The sequence below is a fragment of the Proteus myxofaciens ATCC 19692 genome (genome assembly GCF_001654855.1).
GTDB classification, from domain to species: domain Bacteria; phylum Pseudomonadota; class Gammaproteobacteria; order Enterobacterales; family Enterobacteriaceae; genus Proteus; species Proteus myxofaciens.
The window spans coordinates 1-25595 of the sequence record NZ_LXEN01000001.1; the positions used below are offsets into that span (position 1 = coordinate 1).

The window sequence follows — 25595 nt, forward strand, 5'->3', positions numbered from 1 at the left end:
AGCGACTTGTGATTTCTTCATAATTCTAGTCCATCCTCTGTGTACATCTGGCGATGTACGTTATAAAAGCTGTTTTATAACCTTTAAAACAACCCGTTAAATTAGTAAAAAGATAATGAGATAAAATATAGACAATCTACATATATACATCGCCATCTATATTAACCGTAAATATAGTTTTAGTGTAACAAAATCGCAATCAGAACTTGCTTAGTTATTCGCTAACATGATGAGTTTAAAGCGAAATGACAATGATAAATAAAATTGATAAATTGTTGATATAATGACTATCTACGTTATTTGGATTAGTAATGGGTTTTTATTACTATCTTATTGGCATTATGATGAAATAGGTTGAGTCATACCTATTCAGCGTATAAAGACAATTAACTCAATAAGTGAGTAATTTTAATTATAAAAGTAAAAATAATTAAATAAATATCAAATTACAGGGGGGAACCGTATATTGTCAGAAAAATCAACATATTTCATTCTGTTATAAATTGTATAAGCTCGCTTTAGCTCTCATATTTATTATTCAATTTATGGCATGATAGCCGTATCCGAATCAAGTTATTCGGAATTAATCAATTATTCTGTGTACTAAGGAGATTGCAATGGCAGCCACTCGCATTGAAAAAGACTCAATGGGACAAATCGAAGTACCAGCTGACCAGTTATGGGGAGCACAAACTCAACGTTCTCTCGAACATTTTCGTATCTCAGTAGAAAAAATGCCCGTCGCTCTTATTCATGCTCTTGCGATAACTAAAAAAGCCGCAGCAGGGGTTAATATGGATTTAGGGTTACTCCCAAAAGAGCGAGCAGATGCAATTATTGCTGCTGCTGATGAAGTACTAGCAGGTAAACACCCAACAGAATTCCCTCTTGCGATTTGGCAAACGGGCTCTGGCACTCAATCAAATATGAATATGAATGAAGTGTTAGCAAATCGTGGTAGTGAAATTCTTGGTGGTGTTCGTGGAATGGAACGAAAAATTCATCCAAACGATGATGTTAACAAAAGTCAAAGTTCGAATGATGTATTCCCAACTGCTATGCATGTCGCTGCTGTTATTGCCTTACGCCAAGATTTATTACCTGAATTAAAATCACTTTTAACCATTTTCAAAGAGAAAGCAGAAGCTTTCCGCGATATTGTTAAAATTGGTCGTACTCACCTGCAAGATGCGACTCCACTGACATTAGGCCAAGAAATCTCTGGATGGGCTGCAATGTTAGAACATAGTATCAAACATATTGATGATTCAATTCCTCATGTCTGTGAATTGGCGTTAGGGGGTACTGCGGTAGGTACTGGATTAAATACACACCCAGAATACGCGGTGCGTGTCGCTAAACGTATTGCTGAATTATCAGGCCAACCTTTTGTTACTGCTCCAAATAAATTTGAAGCATTAGCAACCTGTGATGCTTTAGTTCATTCACATGGCGCATTAAAAGGCTTAGCAGCATCGCTGATGAAAATAGCCAATGATGTCCGCTGGTTAGCATCAGGCCCTCGTTGCGGTATCGGTGAAATTTCTATTCCTGAAAACGAACCGGGTAGTTCAATTATGCCAGGTAAAGTCAACCCAACTCAATGTGAAGCCTTAACAATGTTATGTGCTCAAGTGATGGGTAATGACGTTGCAATTAATATTGGTGGTGCTTCTGGTAATTTTGAACTCAACGTATATCGCCCAATGATTATTGATAACTTTTTACAATCTGTGCGCTTACTTGCTGATGGTATGCGTAGCTTTAATGAGCATTGTGCTGTAGGTATAGAGCCAAATCTTGATCGTATTAATAAATTGCTACATGAATCACTGATGCTTGTTACCGCATTAAATACGCATATAGGCTATGATAAAGCTGCTGAAATTGCGAAAAATGCGCATAAAAAAGGCTTAACATTAAAACAATCCGCATTAGAATTAAATTATCTAACCGCCGAAGAGTTTGATAGTTGGGTTCGCCCTGAAGATATGGTAGGTAGCATGAAATAAGAATAAACATTCTTATTAAATTACGATTTTATTTTAAAGGCTATGTTCAATCATATTGAATATAGCCTTTTGTTTTAACAATAATTTTTTATTACTAACAATGTGTATATTGACACTGTTAAATCTTACTTTATTTATGGGTTATTATAGTGTGTTAATGTTTCCCATACCATAAAATAACTTGCGCGCGTAGGGCGCTTTTTATCAAGATAACTCGCTGTTTGGGGTAATGACATAGCACGGCGATTAACTAAATCATTAAAGAGAATCTCACCCGTTCCAACCGAACTACCAAGATTAATATTCCCATTACATAACCATAGTGGTATTTGTGAATTATTATTAATAAGAGAAGAGTTAAATTCTATTCCATGTGCCATTCTGACTGCATTTTGTGTTCCTAGAATATATTCAGACTCAAGAACGATACCTTGTTTTTTGGCAGTTTCAGCCCCATTAGCCAAAGCAGAAATTCCCCAGGAAACATGACCTAGATCTCGACATGTTTCTTGACTGAGACCATTAACTAATGCTTCTTGATTATACCAGAGCTTTTGTAGATTAGTGCTTGAGCTTTGAGATGCAGACCAGTTAAGCGGTGGGACTGGTATAGGTCCATCTTCAACCTGATAAATATAGGCTGGAAGTGTCGCTCGCCACATTGAAATACCGCGTAAAAAAACGCTAGTATTATTAGTAAATACCCCGATATTAATTAAAGCAGCCGCACTAGAAGCATTTAAATTTCCACCATAAAATCCATAAGGTCTACCACGATGAATAATAGAAACATATTGCTTTTCAAGCATATTTTCAAATCTTTCAATTGCTACATTATTCCATTTGCTTGAATTATCATTATTTAAATAGGTGTAACGAATAATCTCGGCTGCTCTAGGCCAAACATCTCCAGTCCACGAGGCGAGATTCATAGAGTTAGAACCTGAAAAACCTTCTGTAAACTGTTCTGACCATGTATCCATAATATGAATAGCGTTATCTGCATAAGTGCTATCTTTTGTTATATACCATAACAAAGCTTGAGTATAAGCTGCATTTGCATCATTAATTATTGCATTACTTTGTTTCGGATCATCGGCATTGACTGAGTTTAATCGACTTGGAACATAATCCTTTTTTCCAAGTGGGCTTGTTTGAGTATTTAATAATGCTTGTTTCCAAATTGGCAATTCTGAATTAACATTTTTTACCATTTGATCTAGCTGTACTTTACTCAACAAAATACCAGGATGAATAAATGACATATCTTTTTTAACTTCAAGCTTTATTGGTTCAGTGATTATTCCTTTTCCTGAAATTTCTATAGTATAATTTCCTGCTAATACTTCTTTTGTTGTATTTATGGTCAGTATCGATACTCCAATATTAGATGAAATCGATTTTGGTGAAAAAGTAGATGTTACTCCTTGAGGTAAGCCTTTAATATCTAGATTAACAATAGATGGTGAATTTTGTTGAGAAATAATAATTGTATTTGTCGAACTATCACCCGCTACAAGCGAAATTATACCTGGAGTTATATTAATATTCGACGAGGCATAACTAGTTATTGTGGTAAATAAAAGTAAGAATATAGAATTTTTATAATGCATATTGTCACCTGATATATTTTTTAAATTGTATTGCGTAATGTATTCCTTTTAACAGTAGCATCTATTTTTTTATATTATAAATTTTTCTTAATTTTATTTATTAAACATTTAATAACTTAACTTTGTTCTAAATAAAGATGTAACCGAGGAATAATCAACTCTAATTGCTTTGATTTAGGTCGGTGACGTATTTGAATATTATTGGCATCATAATCTGCTAGTTCACCAATAATAGGTTTGAAATCAGGCTCTTTTTCAATATAGAAAACAAATAAGGGAAGAGGGCAAGCATATTGTACTTGTTTTTGAATATCGGAATACCACACTCTAGCAATAGGTTGCACTTTGACTGGTCGTCTTATTTTTAATTTTGCTTTTTCAGGTAACTGCGTAATAGTCGCTATTTCTTTATTTATCCGTAATGCCCATTGCTCACTAGTATAAGGGGGGACTGCACGATTCGCTTCAAGGCTTTTTTCTAGTTGTGTTAATATAGCATCACGAGTTAAATTTTTAATAATATTCTTATTAGCCCAACCAAAACGAACAGTATCAGGGTCAGAAATAAGTGTGAGAGTGCGATAAGCATTTAAAGTAATTAATCCTTTTAATTGATTATGCACAAAATTAAAACGTTCTTCTTTAGATATACCTGATTCTTTAGTCACAATATTAAGTAATTTTTTTTTGAGCGTATTAATTGATTCTATTTTAGCTTTTACATTTTTAAATTCACTATTACTTGCGCTAAAGCAAAGGGCTCCAGGTAAACGAATTGCCCGTTTGCTACTAATATGAGGTGCATTATCATAAATAAACAGATTAGCTATAAGATTTAAAGATAACTCCAGCGCATCTAGATTATAAGAGGGTGACACTGTCACTCTTGTGATTTCATCATGTTCTTCTTCTTTAGAGACATCAGGCAATTCAAATACACAAGAGGGTAATAAAGTTAATTCTCGCAAAGCACTGCTTAATGCGCTAATTTCAATTTCTAATTGATTAAAGCAAAGATTGAATTGTTCAATTAATGCGTATTTATTCATATTTCCTCCATGATTTTTGCCGATTTTAGTTACAACATACAATAAGCCTTGTTATTAATCATAGCTCAACATTTGCGCCAAGTACATCAATTTTAAACAACTTGCTAATCAGAAAGGAGAATAAATAAAACAAAAAAAGTATACTGTATATAATCACAGTATACCGTAAAAAGGGCACTATCTCATGTTTTTTCTTATAAATAGTTTAATATACAAGCAAAATAAAAATTAATGATGGCCTTTAAACGAAATATAATCACACTTAGGCACGCTAGGTGGGCATTCTTCAGATGCAACAACAGATGCTAACGCGATAGATGAAAATAAAGTGAGTGTTATAGCGCCCATGCTGAGTATATTTTTTATATAAATCATAGTGATTATCCTTTTTATTGTTAAAAGACGCTTTTATCTTAAAAAGGAAACATTAGATAGACAACCTTCATTATTATGAATTAACTACTTAATTTTATTAGGTTGCCCTCAATGCATGAATTAGATTTAGTAAGCAATTTTGTTGAGATGTAAGGCGATTAATAATGCAATAAACATCAACAATGCAATAAAAAGCCCTACACCTAACCAGCCAAAGTTAACCCAAAATAAGCCGCCAACAGTCCCCGCAAGGCTTGAACCTGCATAATAAGTAAAAAGATACAGTGAAGAAGCTTGAGCACGACCGCGTTTAGCACGACGACCAACCCAGCTACTGGCGACAGCATGGGCTGCAAAAAAACCTGTTGTTAAAATAAGCATACCAATAAATATCATCGGTAATGATTCGATAAGTGTAATTAAAATACCTATCAACATCATTGAAATACCCGCTATAAAAACTTTACCTAACCCATACTTTGTTGTTAGTAATCCTGCTTTTGATGCGCTATATGTACCACTTAAATAAACAATAGAAATCAGTCCTACTGTTGTTTGACTCAATTCATAAGGCGCACTCAATAAGCGATAACCTATATAGTTAAATAGGGTAACAAAGCCACCCATTAATAAACCGCCTTCTATGAATAATAAGGGCAAGCCTTTATCTCTAAAGTGCAATTTTGTTGTAATAAGAAGATTACGCGGTTTTAATGTGGTCGCTCTAAAATGTTGAGAGGCAGGGAGTATCTTCCAAAATGCAATTGCTGCGAATAAAGCAAATGTTCCTAGAATAACGACTGATAAACGCCATGAATAGTGATCACTTAATACTCCAGTGATGACTCGTCCACTCATGCCACCAATAGAGTTACCACTAATATATAAACCCATCGATAAAGCAAGATAAGCAGGGTGAATTTCTTCACTCAAATATGTCATTGCAACAGCAGCAACACCACTTAAAGAAAGCCCCACTAAAGCACGAGTAATTAAAATTCCACTCCAGCTACTCATAGTCGCACTTAGTAGTGTAAAAAATGCCGCACAAAATAGCGCTATTACCATCACATTTTTACGACCAAAAGCATCAGAAAGTGGTCCTGTTATGAGTAAACCACAGGCCATTAATCCGGTTGATAACGATAGTGCAAGACTACTTGTGGCAGGGCTGACAGAAAACTCGTTAGAAAGTATTGGAAGAATAGGTTGTACAAAGTAGAGTAAAGCAAAAGTTGCTAAACCAACCATAAAAAATGACACTGTCACTTTTATATAAAGAGCATCATCTCGTTGAATATAATGCTTTGTATTTTTAGTCGGATTACTGGGATGTTGATTATCTTCTTTTGCCAAAATATCAGGGGATAAAATAATATTTTTACTGTCTACTTCATGAGTATCCATAAGGGTTAAATTCCATTACTTAAATTTGACTTGCATCAATGTTAGAAATATTTGATTTTTTTGTCTAATATATTAATTATTAGGAATAATACTTTTAAAATATTAATGGAAAAATGAATATTGAACTTAGACATTTACGCTATTTTATTGCTGTTGCTGAAGAACTTCATTTTGGTAAAGCTGCTGAAAGGCTAAATATATCTCAGCCTCCTTTAAGTCTACAAATACAAACACTTGAAAGAGAAATAGGCGCAAAATTATTAGAAAGAACAAACCGGTCTGTTGCATTAACTCCCGCAGGACACATGTTTTTAAAAGAATCCTATCAAATACTAGGGCAAGTCAATGCGGCTGCAATGCGAGCATCAAGAATGGAAAAGGGGGAATTAGGTGAGATCTCAATTGGATTTACATCAACAACACCTTTTATGCATTTAGTCACTTTAAGTCTGCGTCAATTCAGGGAAAATTTTCCTGAGGTAGGTATTCATATGCATCAAATGAATACTAAACAGCAAATACCACCATTACTTACAGGTCGTATTGATCTAGGGATTATGCGTAATACAGCTTTGCCTGATAATTTGCATCACCAGCTACTTTTTCGTGAACCATTTATATTAGCAGTATACGAAGGTCATCCATTATTGGCTTATAAAGAAACGGGTGTGAATATTCAAGATATTGGTCAATATCCTTTTGTTTTCTTTGAAAGAGATGTTGGTACTGCTTTATATGATGAAATAATTCAGTTACTCAGCCTTTCAGGAATAACGCCGACTATTGCTCAAGAAGCAGGCGAAGCAATGACTATTCTTGGTCTAGTCGCAGCTGGATTGGGAATTTCTATTGTTACAGAGTCTTTTACCAGAATGAAAGTCGATGGCGTGCATTATTTACGTTTCGCCAATTCACAGGTTTTTTCTGAAGTTTGGTTGGTATCTCATAAAAATAGAACAATTCCAGCTGCGGCTAATAAATTAACAAAGATATTATTGAAAAATATCTTTGAATATCAAAAATCTTGAGTAGCTATGTGCTGTAGATCACGATTTACATGTAATAACTGTACAATTATTACGGTAACACGACATAATCGGGTAAGAATTATTTGGGGCTTTCATTGAAGAAATGCTCTTTGTTAAGGATAAAGTGTTATGGGGAACCAACCTAGTCATATTGATCATGTGAAACAGTTTAATCTTGGTACAGTCTTTCGATTGATTGATGAAAATGGACCTATTTCACGAATATCACTTTCAAAACATGCCGAACTTGCTCCTGCCAGTATTACCAAGATTACACGTGAATTAGTTGATGCTCATCTTATACATGAGACAGAATTTCCTGGTTTAGGTTTTCGTGGCCGACCCGCGGTTGGCTTAAAGCTAGAAAGTGAGGGTTGGCAATTTCTGTGCATTCGTATAAATAATGGTAAATTAGTGTTTAGCCTGAGAGAATTAGACACACATTTAGTTGTTGAAGAAAACTTCGATTTTCCTACATCTTACAGTAAAAATTTTGTTGAGCATTTTTTAGAAGCTATAGATCAATTCTTTGAACGTTATCAATCTTATGCTGAACGTTTAACGGCTATAAGCATCACGATGAACGCAATTATTGATCCAATTAGCGGTATCATAATCAGTTCCTCTTATTATCAAATAAAAAACATTCCATTAGCTGAAAAAATTAATGAAAAAACAGGTGTTTCCGTTTTTTTACAACATAGTATAACCGCATGGACTGTCGCTGAATTATTATATGGCGCAGCTAAGAATAGCTCAGATGTATTACAAATCGTTATTGACGATATTGTTGGAGCAGGTGTAATCAATCACGGCCACGTATTGCATTCACATAGTCATAGTGTTGTTGAAATTGGTCATACTAAAATAATCGATGCAAATACACCGTGTTATTGTGGCGCAATTGGATGTTTAGAAACAGAAATTTCTATTCCCAGCCTAATAAAAAAAGCACAACAACTTGCAAAAGAAAATCAAGACTCATTACTTAATCAATACCCCATTACGGCTGAAACACTTTGTGATGCAATATTGATTGGTGATAAACAAGCGATAAAAATTGTTCAATTTGTAGCAGAAAAGTTAGGATTTATTCTTTCTGTAATGGTGAATATCTTTAATCCGCAGAAAATATTAATTGGCTCTCCGTTATGTAGAGCAAAATCTATTTTTTTCCCCCTAATATTATCTCAAATCGAACGTCACTCGATGCCTCGCTACACTCAAACGTTAAATATTGAAGAAACTGAATTCAGAAATAAGGGAACTTTACCTGCTGCATCGCTAGTAAAAGAAGCTTTATATAACGGTTCCTTATTAATTGAGTTAATGCGAGGCTAATTTAATCCATAAAAAAGAGATAACTTCCAAATTTAGTTAAGTAAAAATAACAATTGATCATGGATAAGTTCTCTATTTTTTTGTAATTAACTAAAAAATTGAGCTAACTCAATCCACAAGAAAGCGTGTTCACCTAAACTCTAACTTCTATCATTTTTATGAACTTGATTTTATCTGTCATAACGGAAGTAAATTATATGTTAACACGTTTTTTTGTTACGGGGACAGATACCAACATAGGTAAAACTGTTGTAACTCGAGCGCTGCTTCAAGCATTAAACCGTAGCGGGTCAACAGCAGTCGGTTTTAAACCTATCGCAACTGAATTTCATGAAACTGTTGAAGGCGGACGTAACCGTGATGCTCAAATTATTCATAACTCTTCTCCAGTTGAAGTTAGCTACGATGAAATTAATCCTGTAATACTTGAAAATAGCTATTTAGGTAAAAATGAAATTGATTTTGAGCAGGTTTCAAATGAACTAAATAAACTCAGTAATAAAGCAGACTATGTTGTTATTGAGGGAAATGGGGGATGGCGTTATTTGCTTGATGATAATACCTTTTATTGTGATTGGGTTATTAAAGAGCAAATTCCAGTTATTATGGTCGTTGGTATTCAACCTGGATGTGTCAATCATTCGATACTGACTGCGCAAACGATTATCAATGACGGTTTAAAATTAGTCGGTTGGGTTGCAAATAGAATTAATCCTGGGTTGCCTTATTACTCGAAAATTTTAGAACGGTTATCGCAACACATTCCGGCGCCATTAATAGGGGAAATTCCGTATTTATTACGGCCTGAAGAACGCGATCTTTCTTGTTATTTAGATTTAAGTGAATTAGAAACAAAAGCTCTTGCTTAACGAGTTAGTGTTTTTATTTATAAAATAACGAAGTGGATAGAGTTACTATTTAAAAAGTGGTGTCAGACTTATTACTTTTAAACGCCTGATGAAAAAATCCATTGGGTGTTTTTAATTTTTTAGAAAAGAAAAATAATCAGTTAGATAAGAACAAGCAGTAAAAAATAAAGTTGGAGGGGAAGGAAATGGAAAAGAGTAAAAAATAAAAGGGCATAAATGGAATGCCCTTTTTATTATTCATTCTATATATTAATGACGCGTATAGACAATTTTCTTCGTATTGTTTTCACAATTACCAACAACTTTACCTTCAGATTGTTCAGCATTATCGTTATCAACAACAGTTAATGTGAAATTTTCAACAGGAACGCCATTGTTGATAATGGTTTGTTGGATAGTCTCAACAACCTCATCACAACTTGCGTTTGCTGCTAAAGGGGCAAATGTGAACATAGCTACCATAGTTAAAAGCAAATATTTTTTCATATCCCTTTCTCCTTGTTAATTTTGAAAAACATCATGTTTCACAAGATTTAATATCATGGATTTATTGGGCGACCTGTATTGCTATCTAGGCAACGACGGGTTTCTGGTTCCCAATATGCATATATATTAGCACTTTTTAGACAAGCATCACGTTCATCAATAGCTTTATCGATTTTATTGAACTCAGTTTTCTCTCTTTGATTTACTTTTAAACGCAAATCGCGTTTTAAATTCCAATCTTCTTTCATTTGACGAGCTTGTTCTTTATCTAAAGAATTCTCATAGCCATTGCCATTAATAGTGACATTGGTTGATGTGGCCATTGATGAAAAAGAAGATACTGATAAGCTTAAAAATAGAGAGAACAAAAATGTTCTTGTCGTATTCTTTTTCGTAAAAATAGCAATCATATTTATGATCCTCAAATATTGTTTAACTACAGCGCTAGGTACTATCCTATCTTAATATCGGCTATAAGGCATAAATTAATTTTGACGATGCACACTTAATCCGGCAAAAGATTGGCTTACAGGCATCATTTCAAGTGTATTAATATTAACATGAGCAGGCAATGTTGCGGTCCAATAGACAGCTTCTGCAACATCTTCAGGTGTTAATGCATTAGCGCCTGAATAAGTTTCTTCTACTTTATTTGAATCGCCTTTAAAGCGTACTAATGAAAATTCAGTACCACCAACAAGGCCAGGTTCTATATCAGTAACACGAATTTTTTTGCCTTGCAGATCTGCTCGTAATCCTAAGCTAAACTGTTTTACAAAGGCTTTAGTTGCACCATAGACATTTCCTCCCATATATGGCCAAGAAGCGGCAGTTGAGCTGATATTAACAATATGGCCTTTATTTTTTTCAACCATAGAAGGGAGAAGTGCACGAGTAACATGTACAAGACCTTTATTATTAGTATCGATCATCATATCCCAGTCATCAATATTCGCCTTATCAGCGGTATTGAGTCCTAGCGCTAATCCTGCATTATTTACCAATACATCAATATCACGCCATAGCTCAGGTAATGAATCATATATATCATTCACAGCTTTTTTATCGGTAACATCTAATTGTAGAGGATAGAAAGACTCACCTAGTTCTTTGTGTAGAGCGTTTAATTTATCTATACGACGAGCTGTACCAATAACTTTATGCCCATTATTAATAAAATAACGAGCAATTGCTTCACCAAATCCTGCTGATGCACCAGTAATAAAAATAATCATTCAATATTCTCCATCATTATGATAACCAAAAGTAAAAATCGAACACGATAAAGAGTCAAGAGTAAATACACGTTTTATCTTAAATCAATAGAAAAATAGGAATGTAAGCAACAACAAGAACAGTAAGCTATTAATGAAGATAATAAATTACTTATCATCATTATAATCAAAAAGCAGGCAAAATATTAGTAGATTACCTTAGAAAGGATAAGGACGACAAAGGAAATGATGTCCAGTCTCAATGGAATTTAGGAACAGCTAGACTTGGCACTGTTAGTCTTTCGCATCGTTTTAATCCGCTAGAAAATCATTTATTCTTATTGATTAATTTTTTAACAAAAATAGATAATAAAAATTGAGATGTTAATTTATCTGGAATCTGTCTATACACTCTAAATAAGATCATACTATTTATATAAACATTCTCTAAATAGTAGTAAATCACAAATATATTGTTACAGTTTTTTATAATAAAAAAAGAACAATATTATTATTTTTCTAATAAAATAGAGGAAAAGCGAGATAAAGTAAGTTGATGTTTCTATTATATGCATGATTTGCAAAAAATATTAACTATTTCCTATAGTTAGAGGATGTATGAAAAAGAAAATTATTAAGTTTTTTCTTCCCGGTTATTTTGGGTTAGGCTTTTTACTGGGGATATTTTTTCCTATTTATTTAAGTATTTATCGAAAGACTAACTTTGATGAAATTATATTAAATATTATTGATTTTATGAGTATGATTGGTATTCATATTAATTAATAAAAATCCAAGATTAAGATAGATGATAAAGTCCATATTATTCTTATCTATCATTAGTATTATATTTTTAGATAGTTAGGACTAGATAATACTTATATAAAGGACAAGTTAATTTATTTACTTGTCCAACTTAATTATACATCAAAAATAACTTTTTTATATAAAATGATTATTATGCAATCAAATCAATAAATAATTATTTAAAATTTAATAAAAAGAAAGATTACTATCTGTTTATTAAATATGAGATATTTTAACTAAATTGATTTGATACTGCGTTTTTAAAATATAACATTTATATTTTTTATTTTTGTAAAATTTCTTTCAATATTTAAAATATATAACTATAAATAAATTATAAATGTATTTTTTATGAGAGATATGGTTATGTATTTAAATTAATAGGAGTGATTTATGGTATATTTAGATAAAAATAAAATTGAAAGAAATCTCAATTATAAACCAACTAAATGGACAATAGCTGATGCATTAAAAGTACATAAAGATGATCCCACAACAACGCATCCTTTAGTCAAGCCTGACTTTGTTCCAATGAGTGATAAAGTATTTGTATGGGATACAATGCCACTTAGAGATCTTTATGGTGATATTGTTTCTGTAAACGGATGGTCTATTATTTTTACGTTAACAGCGAAACGGAATTATGATAATTCCTCTCATATAGATGCTGAAGGTAATTATAATATTGAAGAAGATTGGAATGACCGTCATTCTCATGCTCGTATTTGCTATTGGTATTCAAAAACCGGTAAGGATTGGATTTTGGGTGGTAATGTGATGGCGCCTGGTGTGTCACCAACGTCTCGCGAATGGGCTGGTACTCCTGTTCTTTTAAATAATAAAGGAGAAATTGATCTTTATTATACCTGTGTAACACCTGGCGCTACTATCGCTAAAGTGAGGGGTAAAATTGTTACCACTCAAGATAAAGTGTATATGCAAGATTTCGATAATGTGAAATTATTATTTTCAGCTGATGGTAAATATTATCAAACTGAATCACAGAATCGTTTTTTTAATTTTCGCGATCCAAGTCCATTTATTGATCCGTATGATGGCAAGCTTTATATGTTATTTGAAGGTAATGTAGCAGGTGAGAGAGAAGAGCATGTTGTAACGGAAGAGGATATCGGTATTGTACCTCCAGGTTATGGCCCTATAAGTAATTCAAAATATCAAGTAGGATGCATCGGGTTAGCAGTTGCGAAAGATTTAAATGGTGATGAATGGGATATTTTACCACCACTCATTACTGCTGTTGGCGTAAATGATCAAACTGAGCGACCTCATTTTGTTTTTAAGGATAATCTATATTATTTATTTACTATTAGTCATAAATCTACTTATAGTCAAAATTTAGATGGACCTGATGGGTTATATGGTTTTGTTAGTAATAACTTAACGGGCCCATATACACCAATGAATTCTTCAGGCTTAGTGTTAGGTAATCCTTCATCTCAGCCTTTTCAAACTTACTCTCATTATGTAATGCCAAATGGATTGGTAACATCGTTTATTGATAATGTTCCTATTGATGACAATACCTATCGTATTGGTGGAACAGAAGCGCCAACAATTCAAATTGTTATTGAAGGTAGTCGTTCTTTTGTGGTGAAAGCGTTAGATTATGGTTATATTCCCGCAATGAGAAATGTTATCGTAAAATAATATTTTATTGCACTAATTTATATTAGTGAGAGAAAAATTAATATAAAAAGCAGGCTCATTGTATTATGAGTCTGTTTATTTATTTCTTTTTTCACAATCACTTTCTGCAAAACTAGTCATTAAACACTCCCAATATTTTTATTTTTTTGGAATCGCGAAAATAAACTTAAATATAGCCAGAAAATAAATTTTAAACCAGGTACATAATTATTTCGGTAGAATAGGGAGGCGACATATCTGAATATGTCTTAATGTAACTTAATAGAAATATTAATTATACTGGTGTAGAGTATTACTCTTATTGGCATTTTATAAGGGTTCTAAATAAAACATGCCATGCATGCAATACCATAGCATCACTTTATATAAGCTACAATTTTACTACTGATGGTGAATATTCCGATTCCAATATATTGGAAATCAAATAAGTTTAATATTCCGCATAATGTGCAAAAAGGTTCTTGAGCGTTTCGGCAAAATGAAGAATGTCGAAACGCTCAATGTTCGTCTTTAACATAGAGTAGGTCGCGCGAACATTGGCTTTTGTAATTCTGTGATGTTAGTTATTCTGATTTTTTTATGTAATACTGCGGAAAACAAAGACAGCGAAGCGAACACCGGATTTTCATTTTTGCCCGATATGTTTAAAACCAAGTCGGACGAAAAAAGTAAAACTGACATTTTAATCGCGCTCCAGGTTAAAAAAGTTCAGCCTGTACAAAAACGTCTGTTAACTGAGTTAGCAATAAAATCGTAAGATTTGAAGTCTATCTGTATTGAGTTACCAAGGTTCGCATAATCTATATTATGTTAAATTGATTAAACCAGTGGTTCATATCAAATGTTATAATATCAACCTAAGTATTCTGAACCCTGTTATTCTCGACATTGGCGTAGTATCTCTTTGTAATCATTGAAGTGATTCATAAAAAATTTAGTCGTTCATCTGTTTAACTAACCAACGGTGAATAACTTCCACAATATATAACTGCTCCTCTTCTGTTAACTGACGATGCTTCTCTATGCCATGCCAGGTTTTTAGACAACCACGGCAACACGTTGCAGTTGCATGCTGAGCAATAAATACAGGATGTCCCCTCATTGGAGTTTGCTTGCCATCATTTTTGGGTTCTTTAGAAGCTAAGCGTTTTTGAATAAAATCTAAAGCGTGCTGATCAATAGTATCAGGACCTTTATCAATACAGTATTGTCGCTCTTTCGGTCCTAATTTAAACTTATTTCGAAAAGTTGATTGAGATAACCGGTTAAATAAAAGATTTAAATTATTCATTAAATTTGTCACCTAAATAATAAATACATATTTACTTAATTTATATCAGCATTAAAAATAGGCCAGGTTTTTATGGCAGTAAGAATAACTTGATTTAATTTATCAAGGCTTGCTCCATCACAGGCTTGAATAGTTAATCCATTAATCACTGTGATATAAAAATCAGCAATAGCTTGTATCGAGGTTTCTGGAGAAATATCCCCTTCTTTAATTCCCTGCTCTAGTCTATCCAGTAGAATTTCTTGGTATTTATGCCGTTTTTCTTGCACATTTTGATGAACTTCTTCGATTTGTTTAGTACCGTTCATTGTTGCGGTGATAAGCATACATCCTGAAGGTTTATCAGGCTGTGCTAACTTTTTAGCGGTATCATACATGAGCAACTCAATAGCAACCTTTGCTGTTTTTGCTTGCTTCATAATCGTAATAATTGGACAAGCTTCATGTGCTAAATAATAATCAATGCACTCATTAAAAAGTGTCGCTTTATCACCAAATGCACAATATAAGCTTGGGGTTGTTATACCAAGTGCTTTTGTTAAATCGCTGATAGATGTAGCAACATAGCCATTTTCCCAAAATAGTAACATCGCTTTAGCTAAGGCTTCTTGTCTATCAAAACCTTTAGGCCGTCCTCGCTTTATCTGCTTCATTATCTTGTTTTCCAATCGTTATTTTATCAATGAATATTTATTTTATAGTGATCGCTATAAAATAAATTGACAGCCATCAAATTTACATCAAGAATAGCGTAGTTTTATAGTGACCGCTATAAAAATAACATTCAATGTACAACAATAACTTGATGGTGAATTTTAACATGGCACAACCCAATCTTTCTAAGCACAATGGTAACTGGCTATCGCTACTTTCTGCAACTTTTGCCTGCTTTATTATTGTAACCGGTGAATTTCTAGCCATAAGTGTCATCAATAATATCGCCGAAGATTTCCAAATATCTGTTGGTGCTGCTGGGCTTACTGTTACAGTCACTTCAATTGCAGGTATGATGTCCGCTTTATTAGTTCCTATCTATATGAAAACGATGGATAGACGCAAAGTATTATTATTACTTGTCGTACTAATGATAGCTGCCAATATGATGACGGCTTTAGCCTCTAATTTTTATTTAGTCTTATTAGGGCGATTTATTTTAGGAATTGCATTAGGTGGATTTTGGGGAGTTGCTGCGGGTCTTATTTTGCGACTAGCACCTAAAAACTTATCGATAACAACATCTGTAACTGTCTTTTTTTCAGCAGTCACTCTAGTGACTGTAGTAGGTGTACCACTGGGTTCTTGGCTTGCTGACTTGTATGGATGGCGTGTTCCCTACTTTTCTTTAGTTAGTTTAGGCATAATAGCATTTATCGCACTGTATATTTCGTTGCCTTCTCTAAAACCTTCTTCTGTGATGCAATGGCGTGAATTGCTTTTAATGCCATCACACCCAGTGGCACGTAAAGGATTGATTATTTTTACATTATTATTTTTAGCTCATTTCTCTGCTTATAATTATTTCCCTGTCTTTTTTAAAGAATCAGCCCAATTTTTAGAAGGACAAATTTCTGCTCTGTTGCTCTTTTTTGGTATCGCAAGTTTTGTCGGTAATTTATTAGCAGGATATGTTGGGCAATATAATGTGCGTTATAACTTTGGAATTAGTGCATTTTTATTATCCTTAACCTTTTTAGGGTTAGCTACATTACCACTAAGCTGGGCAATAAGTGCATTATTTGTCTTTTTATGGGGTATTGCGGCTGGAATGATCCCAGCGACAATTAATATGTGGATGCATGTTCATGTACCTGAATTAACAGAGAAAGGTTCCGCATTAATTACGTTTATGTTCTTGATATTAATTACTATTGGTAGCTTAACGGGTGGTTATATCATGGATAACTTTAACGGTAATGTGCTAATGGTCAGTATGTTATTAATGACATCATTTGCATTCTTCTTAATGTTTATGCTGACACATAGAATCTATAATTGCTCTCGAACAACGGTTGAATGTGTTCAGGGTGAATAACTATTTTTAATTCAGTGGCCAATATTTATTGGCCACTATTTAAAGAGTTAAGTGATAAAGATACTCCCCATCAACAATTTTTCTGTAAATTCAAATCCAAAAGATTGATATAATTTTCGTGTATCTATTGAGAGAGAAAATTAAATACTTATTCAAAGAAAAATGGCTATTTGATATATACTCTCTTCTTTATTGCCATGAATATTAAGTTTATTTTACGAAGAGGAGTATTATGTTAAGTATACGCAAATCTTATCCCAATGAAGCAGATCGTATTATAGAAATATGGCGTAGTTCAGTAGATGCAACACACGATTTTTTAACACCAACAGATAGAGTCGAAATTGAAAAAGAAGTAATTAATTTCTTTTCTAATGAATTAGTTTGGGTTGCCGTTGATAACTATAATTACCCTTTGGGCTTTATGTATTTACATGAAGGACATGTTGAAGCTTTATTTGTTGCAGCTTCTGCTAGAGGTAAAGGTGTAGGTAAACAACTAATATTACATGCATTAGCGCATTTCCCGATATTAACTCTTGATGTAAACAAACAAAATAATCAAGCAGTTGGTTTTTATCTCCATATGGGTTTTGCTATCAATAATGAATCAGAAAAAGATAGCCAAGGTAGAGCATATCCTTTACTTCATTTGGAAAAAAACAATGAATCGTCACTCATTAAGTGACAGTGTCACCATTAATAAAATCGATAATAATTTTTTGTCAATATGAGGAACTTGTATTCTACCATATACTAATCAGTTTAGTTGCTTGAAACTCGTACCTAGAATCAGCTTGCTTTATCGCCACTGCCATATCTATCCGAGTGAAATTTTAAATAGTTTGATTTCTATCATATAGAAACTTATTACGTAGAATTTATTACTCTAGGTCAAAATGCACCCTATTAACGCTTTAAATCAAATGAACACTGGATTTTTAAAATAAGCCACGGTATAAACAATTTATCTGGATGTTTAGACGTCTATACGGATAAGGTGAATAAGGTGAATGATGCAATCTCAGCAGGTAAACGAGGGACTTAAGCGCACAATGAAACCACGCCACTTAATTATGCTCTCTTTAGGTGGTGTGATTGGCACTGGGCTATTTTTTAATACGGGATATATTATTTCGACAACAGGTGCACCTGGTACATTGCTTGCCTATGCAGTTGGTGCACTGATTGTTTGGCTTGTTATGCAAAGTTTAGCTGAGCTTTCTGTTGCTATGCCTGAAACTGGCGCTTTTCATGTTTACGCTACCCGCTATCTTGGTCCTGCAACAGGATATACCGTAGCATGGCTTTATTGGTTAACGTGGACTGTTGCTTTAGGTTCAAGCTTTACTGCAGCTGGATTTTGTATGCAGTATTGGTTTCCACAAGTGCCTATTTGGACTTGGTGTCTTGTGTTTTGTATTACAATTTTTATATTAAATGTGATTTCGACACGATTTTTTGCTGAAAGTGAATTCTGGTTTTCGATTATAAAAGTGATCACTATTCTTACTTTTATCATTGTAGGGACTATGGCGATTTTTGGCACTATTCCCTTACATGATGGTTCGCTTGCACCAGGATTGACTAATATCACCTCGGCTGGCTGGCTTCCTAATGGTGCTATGCCAATATTAATGACACTTGTTGCCGTTAATTTTGCCTTTTCAGGAACTGAACTTATTGGTATTGCTGCTGGTGAGACTCAAGAACCAGAAAAAGCAATACCTATAGCAATACGTGCAACATTAGTGAGGCTGATTATCTTTTTTCTAGGCACTGTTTTTGTATTAGCTGCACTTATTCCTATGGAACAAGCGGGTGTTGAAAAAAGCCCTTTTGTTTTAGTTTTTGAAAAAATAGGGATACCTTATGCTGCTGATATTGTTAATTTTGTTATCTTAACGGCTATTCTTTCAGCGGCAAATTCTGGCTTATATGCGTCAGGACGTATGTTATGGTCGCTTTCTAATGAAAAAACACTTCCTAAATGCTTTTCTCGTGTTAATAAACGTGGTGTTCCATTAGTTGCTCTTTCTGCCAGCATGTTTGGTGGCATACTTGCTCTATTATCAAGTGTGATTGCACCTGATACTGTATTTATTGCACTTTCTGCTATTTCAGGTTTTGCGGTGGTCGCTGTTTGGTTGAGTATTTGTGCTTCTCACTTTATGTTTCGTAGACGCTATTTACAATCGGGAAAACGTATTGAACAATTAAAGCATCGCGCACCTTTTTATCCAGTGTTACCTATATTAGGTTTTGTATTGTGCCTTATCGCGTGTATTGGGCTTGCTTTTGATCCGAGCCAACGTATTGCTCTTTATTGTGGTTTGCCCTTTGTTGCTTTTTGTTATGCTGCATTTTATATCTCTAACATATTGAATCGAAGAGAGCTTTTACATGTACCAGAATAATTTCTTATCAAAAATCTTAAATACACAATCATTTATCCCCTTAGATGGCGCAATGGCAACAGAATTAGAAGCGAGAGGATGTGATATTGCTGATAGTTTATGGTCTGCGAAAGTGTTGATTGAAAACCCTGACTTTATTCGAGATGTACATTTAGATTATTTTCGAGCTGGTGCTGAGATTGCAATAACTGCAAGTTATCAAGCCACACCACAAGGCTTTAAACAAAAAGGATTAGATAAAGACCAAGCATGTGAATTGATCAAAAAAAGTGTGGTTTTAGCAAAGCAAGCACGAGATGAATATCGTAAAGAAAATCCGACAGATAAAACATTACTTATTGCAGGTTCTATTGGTCCATATGGCGCTTATTTATCTGATGGTTCTGAATATACTGGGAATTACACACTAACAATAGATGAATTTATTGCCTTCCATCGTCCTCGTTTAGATGCGTTAATTGATGCTGGTGCTGATTTACTTGCTTGTGAAACATTGCCTTCATTTATAGAAATTTGTGCATTGATTAAATTGTTGTCTGAATATCCATCAGCAAAGGCTTGGATCTCAGTTACATTGAAAGATAGCCAGCATTTAAGTGATGGAACGCCTCTTAAAGATCTGGTTGCACTTGTTGAAGACTCACCTCAAATTATTTCAATTGGTGTTAACTGTATCTCTATTGAGAAAACGATTGATGCAATCGCATATCTTCACAATTTAACGGCATTACCTTTGATTGCGTATCCTAATTTGGGTGAAGATTATGATCCAATAAATAAAATATGGTGCCAACATTATAACCATGATGAGTTGCATAAAACTCTCGCTGATTCGCTACCTATTTTATTATCTTCTGGTGCTAAATTTATAGGAGGATGTTGCCGAACATCACCAAAAGATATTCGTAATTTAGTGTCAATGCTTTAGATAATATGAGGATATTAAAAAGAAACAGTCGCTATAAACTTAAGAATATCCTTTATCCTTTACGATTTAATCATCGCCTTAATATCTTCAATGACTTTATCGATCATTTGTAAGATAAAATCCCAGATATTTTCAAAGATATTGCCTTTATCGATATCTTCGGTAGCAACTAATTCTCTTGTGGCTATTTGCTTATCACCAACAAGAAATTCAGTATAGCCAACGACATCCCCTTTCTTGATCGGGGCTGAAATATAGTTATCGTTAAATACAGGGTTAATTTTTATTTTATCGATATCTTTTGTTCTTATATCTATCGCAGTACCTTCAGGATAAGTTACCTGCAATTCTGACTTGTTACCATACCAAATACGCACTGGTAAGGTATTCGTGATATCGGGTTTATAAACGGCATAATTATCAAATCCCCATGCAAGCAATTTATCTGCTTCATTAAATCTTGTTGCTGATGAATCTGCATCTAGCACAACGGCAATATATCTGATTCCATTATTGATGGCTGATGAAACAATATGGTATTTATTATAAGACGTTGTTCCTGTCATTAATCCATCAACATCAAGTTTGCTTTGGTATAAAAGCTTATTACGATTATATTGTTTGATCCCATTATGGGAGAAAGTAGACTCTTTATATAATTGATAATCACTAGGAGAATCTTTAATAAATTGTCTTACCAAACGTGCCATATCTAAGGCTGAGGTATATTGATTGTCTGTATTTAACCCATGCACATTTTGAAAATGTGTATTGACCATTCCAATGTCTTTAGCTGTTTTGTTCATCTGCTCAACAAAGGCTTCTTGACTACTTGCCATATACTTCGCTAATGCAATGGCAGCATCGTTCGCAGATTGGATAACTAATCCTTTCTTTAATGAAGAAATATCAACTCGCTCATCGGCTTTAAGAAACATTAATGGCGAACCATTTAAAATGGGATTCGCGTAAGCCCATGCTTCTTTATCTATAATTACCTCATCTTCATTCTTGATATAATCTAATGACGTTGATTTTGCGATTAAATATGACGTCATTAATTTGGCTAAGCTTGCAGGTTCAATTTGTTTTTCCCCTTCTTGCTCCACTAATACTTCGCCTGTCTCATACGACATTAATACCCAGCTACCTGCTGAGATAATCGGTTTTTCTTCATTAGCATAAAGTTGAGTAACAGTAAGTAGCGAAATTAAAGGGATTGTAGCTATAGATGCGATTATCTTTTTATTCATAGTATTCAGTTTTTATTTAACAATGGGAAGATAGGTAATAGAGATATTTTTAGATTTGATTCGTTGGCATTGGATCTGCTCTCCATCATGAAACATCACTAAATGAAACTGGCTATTACTCGCTTTATTGATGTACATATCACCATTTAAAAAAGGATATAGCGTATATTTCACACCATTGATGGTTTTTGTTTGTGAGCCAGGTGATACATAAAATTCATTATTACTTTTTAATGTACTGATCCTGTAGTTTGTATGGAAAATAACCACTTCTCCTTTATTCATGCAATCCAATGTTATTTCAGTCATAGCGTAGGATTCTTTGCATAAAAACGAAAAAGATATTAATAATAGTAATATCTTGTATTGGTGCATTACCTATTCCTTTTTCATTACTTAAATACGAATAATATTTTTATTATTCCTTGTTTATTATGAATTTATTTTTTAATAACATATAAAATGAACCTCTCTGTAAAAGTTGATATTATGATGAATAGATAACTTAAAACCTTCAATAGCTAATAGAGACTATCTGATATGAATAATACTAATATCGAATCAATCGATTTAAATTTAATGAAAGTATTCGAAGCGCTATTTGAAGAAGGGAGTGCCACACGAGCATCGATTAGATTAGGTTTAACACAATCTGCGGTGAGTGCTTCATTATCAAAATTAAGAATTATTTTTCATGACCCCCTTTTTGAAAGAACAGGAAGAGGCTTGAAACCTTCACCTCGCGCTAATGAATTAGCACCTGTCATCGAGAGTGCATTAAGTCAATGCCGTTTAGTGGTGGCATACGCTGCACCTAAAGATAATTTTGAAGGAAGAACAATTACAATAGGCTTATCGGATGATTATGAGATTTCAATTGGAAAACAGTTATTAGATACGATTAATAATGCGCTACCAGGAATTCATGTTATTTATCGGCAAACACACTCGCGCATTGTCCAGGATATGCTCTTACGTCATCAAATTGATTTAGCAATTACAGCAGGTGGTATGGCATCTCACCTCATAAAAATGCATCGTTTGGGCAAAGGTAATTATCTTTGCATTACAGATAAACAAAATCCCTTACCTCGAAGCATTAAACAATATGCCGATTATCCTCATTTATTAGTTTCTTCAGGAGGATTTGTAGGCGTGGTTGATGAAGCATTAAAGCCATTAGGATTAAAGCGAAAAATAAAGATTTCCACGACACATTTTTCCGCAGTTCCCTTTTTGCTTTTAAATAATTATTTATTAACGACAATACCTTCTCATGCAGCGTTGGCGATTGCTAATTTAACTGGAATGACCTTATTTGAACCACCTGCTAATATGCCATCTTATGAATTGATGATAGGTAATCGTATTGGAGGAAAACATGATGATGTAATCGATAAAATCAAACAACTTATCATTGAGACATGTTCTACTTCTGAGTATTTATCACTAAATATATAAGCTTATATTTACTGAGCGCTATAGCCATATCAAGTAGATGATATGGCTATAAATCATATTTCTATCAACGAATTAAACATAACTAATTTGGTCAATTAGCCTTCGTTTAATTGATGTATCAGAGATAAAACTCGCTTTTAATGCATCGATATTGCATTGGTTAAAATCATTTTTATGCCAGTTAAATACATTATGTAATAACTGATATTCCTTATTAAGCGTTGTATTGGCGACAGTCCGAGCGTCTGTATTAATACTTAATTTAACACCTAATTGTTTTAGCTGATTAACGGGATGTTCAGTGATAGATGGGTAGACATTACAGATAATATTACAGCTTGGGCACACTTCTAATAAAATATTGTGTTGTTTAATTTTTTCAATTGCAGCTATATCTTCAATACTCCTTACACCATGGCCAATACGGCTGACGCTAAGTTTATCTATTGTTTCGATTACACTATGGGCTCCTTTTGCTTCACCAGCATGAGCAATAACATTGCCACCTGCATTTTTGACGGAATAAAATGCATTAATATGTTGCGCCAAATCATAGCGTGCTTCATCTGCGGCTAAATCTAACGCGACAACGCCTTTATTTAAATATTCCATAACTAAATTTGCGGTTTGTATGCTCTGTTGTTCAGTAAAGTGACGCAAAGTACACAATATTAATCCTGCCTCAATTTTATAATGGCTCGATGACTCTTTCATTGCACTAAGGACACATTCAACGACTTCGTTAGCCGTTAATCCTTGTTGAGTATGTAATAATGGAGCAAAACGAATTTCCGCATAAATAACATTATCTTGTTTTAATTGATGAAAGAGATCATCTACTGCTAATGCTATCGCTTTTTTCGTTTGTAAAATACCAATTTGAGCTGTTATTTTGCTTAGAAAATCGCCCAAATCTACACAAGGTTCTTGTGCAATAAATAGCCGATTAAAATCAGCTAACGTGATATTAGGCCAACGTTTTTTAATGTAAAAATAACTTAAAGATGTATCTAAATGGACATGTAGTTCCACTTTGAGTAGTAAATTAGGTTCAAAAAAATCCAAATTAAGCATGAGCATCCCCTTATTATTATAAAATTAAGATGAGGTTATCTATGTGTCTTGTCTCAAAAAAGGACTCATGTCCTTTTCTTCATTATTTATCTTTTTAATAATGACAATAAATAAAGAATAAATAGGCTAATAACAAGGTGTAGATACTGATATGACCAATCAAGAAATGCGCAATAATTATATTTCAACGTATAAATTGGATGATTACTTGCCAGATTCACTTTTATCGACTTTGCGACTTATCAAAATTAATACTGGTGATTATCTTGTAACTCAAAATAGCCAAATCAAGCAGTTGTTCTTTTTGGTAGAAGGAACATTGCAAGTAGAACATTATGAAGAAAATGGACGGCATATTATCTTTTCCCACGAAAAAGCCTTTTCTGTTGTTGGTGATTTAGAGCTTTTTCTCGAAAGTAATCATACATCGTTTAATGCTGTTCAAGCGTTAACACCTTGTTATTTATTGGTTATATCTCTATCGGCTATCAAACGAAAAGCACAACAAGATCCAAAGTTTCTTCATTTTGTATGTTGTGAATTAAGCCGTAAGTTATACAATTCATCGAAACAACTTTCTCAGTCTCTCTATTCAGCTGAGTTTAAATTACGTCGCTATTTGTTGTTTAAGACACAACAGGAAGGAACATTGTTTCAGTTAGAAAAAAGAGAAACTATTGCAGGAATATTAGGTATTTCAATAAGACAACTTAATCGAGCACTATCTCATTTAGCTAAATTAGAAATAATTCACGTTAAAAATCGAACAATAAGCATCATAAATAGCAAATTATTATCTGAAATTGTAACTTGAACAGTCTATTGACTTATATCATTAAGAATCTAAGCATATAAAATTAGAGGTAACAGTCTTTATTTGCCAGTCACTAGACTTTCTTGTACTCTGCAAAGTCTTTTTAATCGATATTACTCGCATGAAACCATGCTTGAGAAAGAGTGTAAAACAACCATGACAAAACATATTTCTAAAGATCCGCTACACGGCATAACGCTTGAAATGCAAGTGAATACCTTGGTTGAAAAATATGGTTGGAAAAAACTAAGTCAGCTGATAAAAATCAATTGTTTTAAAAGTGATCCAAGTGTGAAATCAAGTTTAAAATTTTTACGTAGAACACCTTGGGCAAGAGCTGAGGTCGAAAATTTATATTTAGACTCTCTTGAAGATAATATGAATTTAGAAAAAGAAGACATAGATGTCTTCATTGATGATCCTTGGGCTAATAGTAAAAATAAAAAATATTAATAA

25 protein-coding genes are annotated in these 25595 nt (G+C 33.5%); 13 read left to right on the forward strand and 12 right to left on the reverse strand.

The window, feature by feature from the left end; genetic code table 11:
- Window positions 1-617 precede the first annotated feature (617 nt).
- The gene (gene fumC / locus M983_RS00005) at window positions 618-2012 is read left to right on the forward strand and encodes a class II fumarate hydratase (RefSeq protein ID WP_066745056.1); all 1395 of its coding nucleotides are present in this window, start codon (window positions 618-620) and stop codon (window positions 2010-2012) included.
- A 134-nt stretch (window positions 2013-2146) separates the two neighbouring features.
- Here fumC and M983_RS00010 read toward each other — a convergent pair whose 3' ends face one another.
- The 4 genes from M983_RS00010 to M983_RS00020 form a co-directional block, all read right to left on the reverse strand.
- Window positions 2147-3625 carry an alginate lyase family protein gene (locus M983_RS00010; RefSeq protein WP_066745058.1) on the reverse strand — a complete coding sequence of 493 codons (1479 nt, stop codon included), beginning with the start codon at window positions 3623-3625 and terminating at the stop codon, window positions 2147-2149.
- Window positions 3626-3741: 116 nt separating this feature from the next.
- Entirely contained in the window at window positions 3742-4674 is a 933-nt protein-coding gene (tus, locus tag M983_RS00015) for a DNA replication terminus site-binding protein (protein WP_066745061.1), read from the reverse strand.
- A gap of 228 nt (window positions 4675-4902) precedes the next feature.
- Window positions 4903-5049, reverse strand: a complete 147-nt coding sequence (locus M983_RS17305) for a hypothetical protein (RefSeq protein ID WP_157091893.1) — start codon at window positions 5047-5049, stop codon at window positions 4903-4905.
- A 126-nt stretch (window positions 5050-5175) separates the two neighbouring features.
- The gene (locus M983_RS00020; protein WP_066745064.1) at window positions 5176-6456 is read right to left on the reverse strand and encodes an MFS transporter; all 1281 of its coding nucleotides are present in this window, start codon (window positions 6454-6456) and stop codon (window positions 5176-5178) included.
- 113 nt (window positions 6457-6569) lie between these two features.
- Here M983_RS00020 and M983_RS00025 point away from each other — a divergent pair, with 113 nt between their 5' ends.
- From M983_RS00025 to bioD, 3 genes are all read left to right on the forward strand, one after another.
- Window positions 6570-7484 (forward strand): LysR family transcriptional regulator, encoded by a 915-nt coding sequence (locus tag M983_RS00025; RefSeq protein WP_066745067.1) that lies wholly within the window; start codon window positions 6570-6572, stop codon window positions 7482-7484.
- A 129-nt stretch (window positions 7485-7613) separates the two neighbouring features.
- On the forward strand, window positions 7614-8825 hold the full coding sequence (mlc, locus tag M983_RS00030) for a sugar metabolism global transcriptional regulator Mlc (RefSeq protein WP_066745070.1): 1212 nt from the start codon (window positions 7614-7616) through the stop codon (window positions 8823-8825).
- 197 nt (window positions 8826-9022) lie between these two features.
- Window positions 9023-9694: a dethiobiotin synthase gene (gene bioD, locus M983_RS00035; protein WP_066745076.1), complete on the forward strand. Its 672-nt coding sequence runs from the start codon at window positions 9023-9025 to the stop codon at window positions 9692-9694.
- A 249-nt stretch (window positions 9695-9943) separates the two neighbouring features.
- On the opposite strand, the gene M983_RS00040 is transcribed toward bioD, so the two are convergent.
- The 3 genes from M983_RS00040 to ydfG form a co-directional block, all read right to left on the reverse strand.
- Window positions 9944-10180, reverse strand: coding sequence for a DUF1161 domain-containing protein (locus M983_RS00040; protein WP_066745079.1), 237 nt, complete (start codon window positions 10178-10180; stop codon window positions 9944-9946).
- Between the two features lie 53 nt (window positions 10181-10233).
- Complete coding sequence (locus tag M983_RS00045) at window positions 10234-10590, reverse strand: DUF1283 family protein (protein ID WP_066745082.1); 357 nt, start codon at window positions 10588-10590, stop codon at window positions 10234-10236.
- Window positions 10591-10665: 75 nt separating this feature from the next.
- Entirely contained in the window at window positions 10666-11415 is a 750-nt protein-coding gene (gene ydfG / locus M983_RS00050) for a bifunctional NADP-dependent 3-hydroxy acid dehydrogenase/3-hydroxypropionate dehydrogenase YdfG (protein WP_066745084.1), read from the reverse strand.
- A gap of 597 nt (window positions 11416-12012) precedes the next feature.
- Here ydfG and M983_RS17310 point away from each other — a divergent pair.
- Together M983_RS17310 and M983_RS00055 are read left to right on the forward strand one after the other, a co-directional pair.
- A complete protein-coding gene (locus M983_RS17310; protein WP_157091894.1) occupies window positions 12013-12180 on the forward strand; it encodes a hypothetical protein in 168 nt (55 codons plus the stop codon).
- Window positions 12181-12594: 414 nt separating this feature from the next.
- On the forward strand, window positions 12595-13869 hold the full coding sequence (locus M983_RS00055; protein WP_066745086.1) for a glycoside hydrolase family 68 protein: 1275 nt from the start codon (window positions 12595-12597) through the stop codon (window positions 13867-13869).
- 934 nt (window positions 13870-14803) lie between these two features.
- On the opposite strand, the gene M983_RS00065 is transcribed toward M983_RS00055, so the two are convergent.
- A complete protein-coding gene (locus tag M983_RS00065) occupies window positions 14804-15160 on the reverse strand; it encodes a DUF4186 domain-containing protein (protein WP_066745097.1) in 357 nt (118 codons plus the stop codon).
- Window positions 15161-15195: 35 nt separating this feature from the next.
- Window positions 15196-15813, reverse strand: coding sequence for a TetR/AcrR family transcriptional regulator (locus M983_RS00070; RefSeq protein WP_066745100.1), 618 nt, complete (start codon window positions 15811-15813; stop codon window positions 15196-15198).
- A gap of 167 nt (window positions 15814-15980) precedes the next feature.
- Between M983_RS00070 and M983_RS00075 the strand changes: the two genes are divergently transcribed.
- The 4 genes from M983_RS00075 to mmuM all read left to right on the forward strand — a co-directional run bounded on the left by M983_RS00075 (window position 15981) and on the right by mmuM (window position 20537).
- Window positions 15981-17192: an MFS transporter gene (locus M983_RS00075; protein ID WP_083954503.1), complete on the forward strand. Its 1212-nt coding sequence runs from the start codon at window positions 15981-15983 to the stop codon at window positions 17190-17192.
- Between the two features lie 232 nt (window positions 17193-17424).
- Window positions 17425-17880 carry an acetyltransferase gene (locus tag M983_RS00080; protein ID WP_066745109.1) on the forward strand — a complete coding sequence of 152 codons (456 nt, stop codon included), beginning with the start codon at window positions 17425-17427 and terminating at the stop codon, window positions 17878-17880.
- A gap of 328 nt (window positions 17881-18208) precedes the next feature.
- A complete protein-coding gene (mmuP, locus tag M983_RS00085; protein WP_066745137.1) occupies window positions 18209-19609 on the forward strand; it encodes an S-methylmethionine permease in 1401 nt (466 codons plus the stop codon).
- Window positions 19596-20537: a homocysteine S-methyltransferase gene (gene mmuM / locus M983_RS00090; RefSeq protein ID WP_066745112.1), complete on the forward strand. Its 942-nt coding sequence runs from the start codon at window positions 19596-19598 to the stop codon at window positions 20535-20537. The genes mmuP and mmuM overlap by 14 nt, the downstream gene beginning before the upstream one ends.
- Window positions 20538-20596: 59 nt before the next feature.
- Here mmuM and M983_RS00095 read toward each other — a convergent pair whose 3' ends face one another.
- Entirely contained in the window at window positions 20597-21790 is a 1194-nt protein-coding gene (locus M983_RS00095; RefSeq protein ID WP_066745114.1) for a serine hydrolase, read from the reverse strand.
- Between the two features lie 12 nt (window positions 21791-21802).
- On the reverse strand, window positions 21803-22099 hold the full coding sequence (locus M983_RS00100) for a hypothetical protein (RefSeq protein WP_157091895.1): 297 nt from the start codon (window positions 22097-22099) through the stop codon (window positions 21803-21805).
- A 231-nt stretch (window positions 22100-22330) separates the two neighbouring features.
- On the opposite strand from M983_RS00100, the gene M983_RS00105 reads away from it, so the two are divergent.
- The gene (locus tag M983_RS00105; RefSeq protein WP_066745119.1) at window positions 22331-23251 is read left to right on the forward strand and encodes a LysR family transcriptional regulator; all 921 of its coding nucleotides are present in this window, start codon (window positions 22331-22333) and stop codon (window positions 23249-23251) included.
- Between the two features lie 72 nt (window positions 23252-23323).
- Here M983_RS00105 and add read toward each other — a convergent pair whose 3' ends face one another.
- The gene (gene add, locus M983_RS00110) at window positions 23324-24325 is read right to left on the reverse strand and encodes an adenosine deaminase (RefSeq protein WP_066745123.1); all 1002 of its coding nucleotides are present in this window, start codon (window positions 24323-24325) and stop codon (window positions 23324-23326) included.
- 208 nt (window positions 24326-24533) lie between these two features.
- Here add and M983_RS00115 point away from each other — a divergent pair, with 208 nt between their 5' ends.
- Window positions 24534-25139 (forward strand): Crp/Fnr family transcriptional regulator, encoded by a 606-nt coding sequence (locus tag M983_RS00115; RefSeq protein ID WP_167348659.1) that lies wholly within the window; start codon window positions 24534-24536, stop codon window positions 25137-25139.
- A 156-nt stretch (window positions 25140-25295) separates the two neighbouring features.
- A complete protein-coding gene (locus M983_RS00120) occupies window positions 25296-25592 on the forward strand; it encodes a VF530 family protein (RefSeq protein ID WP_066745134.1) in 297 nt (98 codons plus the stop codon).
- Window positions 25593-25595 lie beyond the last annotated feature (3 nt).

Bases quoted from the DNA above. Each gene is read 5' to 3' on its own strand.
- M983_RS00075 (WP_083954503.1), top strand. From the start codon at position 15,981: ATGGCACAACCCAATCTTTCTAAGCACAATGGTAACTGGCTATCGCTA.
- bioD (WP_066745076.1), top strand. From the start codon at position 9,023: ATGTTAACACGTTTTTTTGTTACGGGGACAGATACCAACATAGGTAAA.
- M983_RS00120 (WP_066745134.1), top strand. From the start codon at position 25,296: ATGACAAAACATATTTCTAAAGATCCGCTACACGGCATAACGCTTGAA.
- mmuM (WP_066745112.1), top strand. From the start codon at position 19,596: ATGTACCAGAATAATTTCTTATCAAAAATCTTAAATACACAATCATTT.
- M983_RS00020 (WP_066745064.1), bottom strand. From the start codon at position 6,456: ATGGATACTCATGAAGTAGACAGTAAAAATATTATTTTATCCCCTGAT.
- M983_RS17310 (WP_157091894.1), top strand. From the start codon at position 12,013: ATGAAAAAGAAAATTATTAAGTTTTTTCTTCCCGGTTATTTTGGGTTA.
- add (WP_066745123.1), bottom strand. From the start codon at position 24,325: ATGCTTAATTTGGATTTTTTTGAACCTAATTTACTACTCAAAGTGGAA.
- M983_RS00100 (WP_157091895.1), bottom strand. From the start codon at position 22,099: ATGACTGAAATAACATTGGATTGCATGAATAAAGGAGAAGTGGTTATT.
- M983_RS00095 (WP_066745114.1), bottom strand. From the start codon at position 21,790: ATGAATAAAAAGATAATCGCATCTATAGCTACAATCCCTTTAATTTCG.
- M983_RS00045 (WP_066745082.1), bottom strand. From the start codon at position 10,590: ATGATTGCTATTTTTACGAAAAAGAATACGACAAGAACATTTTTGTTC.
- M983_RS00040 (WP_066745079.1), bottom strand. From the start codon at position 10,180: ATGAAAAAATATTTGCTTTTAACTATGGTAGCTATGTTCACATTTGCC.
- fumC (WP_066745056.1), top strand. From the start codon at position 618: ATGGCAGCCACTCGCATTGAAAAAGACTCAATGGGACAAATCGAAGTA.
- M983_RS00025 (WP_066745067.1), top strand. From the start codon at position 6,570: ATGAATATTGAACTTAGACATTTACGCTATTTTATTGCTGTTGCTGAA.
- M983_RS00080 (WP_066745109.1), top strand. From the start codon at position 17,425: ATGTTAAGTATACGCAAATCTTATCCCAATGAAGCAGATCGTATTATA.
- M983_RS00010 (WP_066745058.1), bottom strand. From the start codon at position 3,625: ATGCATTATAAAAATTCTATATTCTTACTTTTATTTACCACAATAACT.
- mmuP (WP_066745137.1), top strand. From the start codon at position 18,209: ATGCAATCTCAGCAGGTAAACGAGGGACTTAAGCGCACAATGAAACCA.
- M983_RS17305 (WP_157091893.1), bottom strand. From the start codon at position 5,049: ATGATTTATATAAAAAATATACTCAGCATGGGCGCTATAACACTCACT.
- M983_RS00055 (WP_066745086.1), top strand. From the start codon at position 12,595: ATGGTATATTTAGATAAAAATAAAATTGAAAGAAATCTCAATTATAAA.
- M983_RS00065 (WP_066745097.1), bottom strand. From the start codon at position 15,160: ATGAATAATTTAAATCTTTTATTTAACCGGTTATCTCAATCAACTTTT.
- M983_RS00105 (WP_066745119.1), top strand. From the start codon at position 22,331: ATGAATAATACTAATATCGAATCAATCGATTTAAATTTAATGAAAGTA.
- ydfG (WP_066745084.1), bottom strand. From the start codon at position 11,415: ATGATTATTTTTATTACTGGTGCATCAGCAGGATTTGGTGAAGCAATT.
- tus (WP_066745061.1), bottom strand. From the start codon at position 4,674: ATGAATAAATACGCATTAATTGAACAATTCAATCTTTGCTTTAATCAA.
- M983_RS00070 (WP_066745100.1), bottom strand. From the start codon at position 15,813: ATGAAGCAGATAAAGCGAGGACGGCCTAAAGGTTTTGATAGACAAGAA.
- mlc (WP_066745070.1), top strand. From the start codon at position 7,614: ATGGGGAACCAACCTAGTCATATTGATCATGTGAAACAGTTTAATCTT.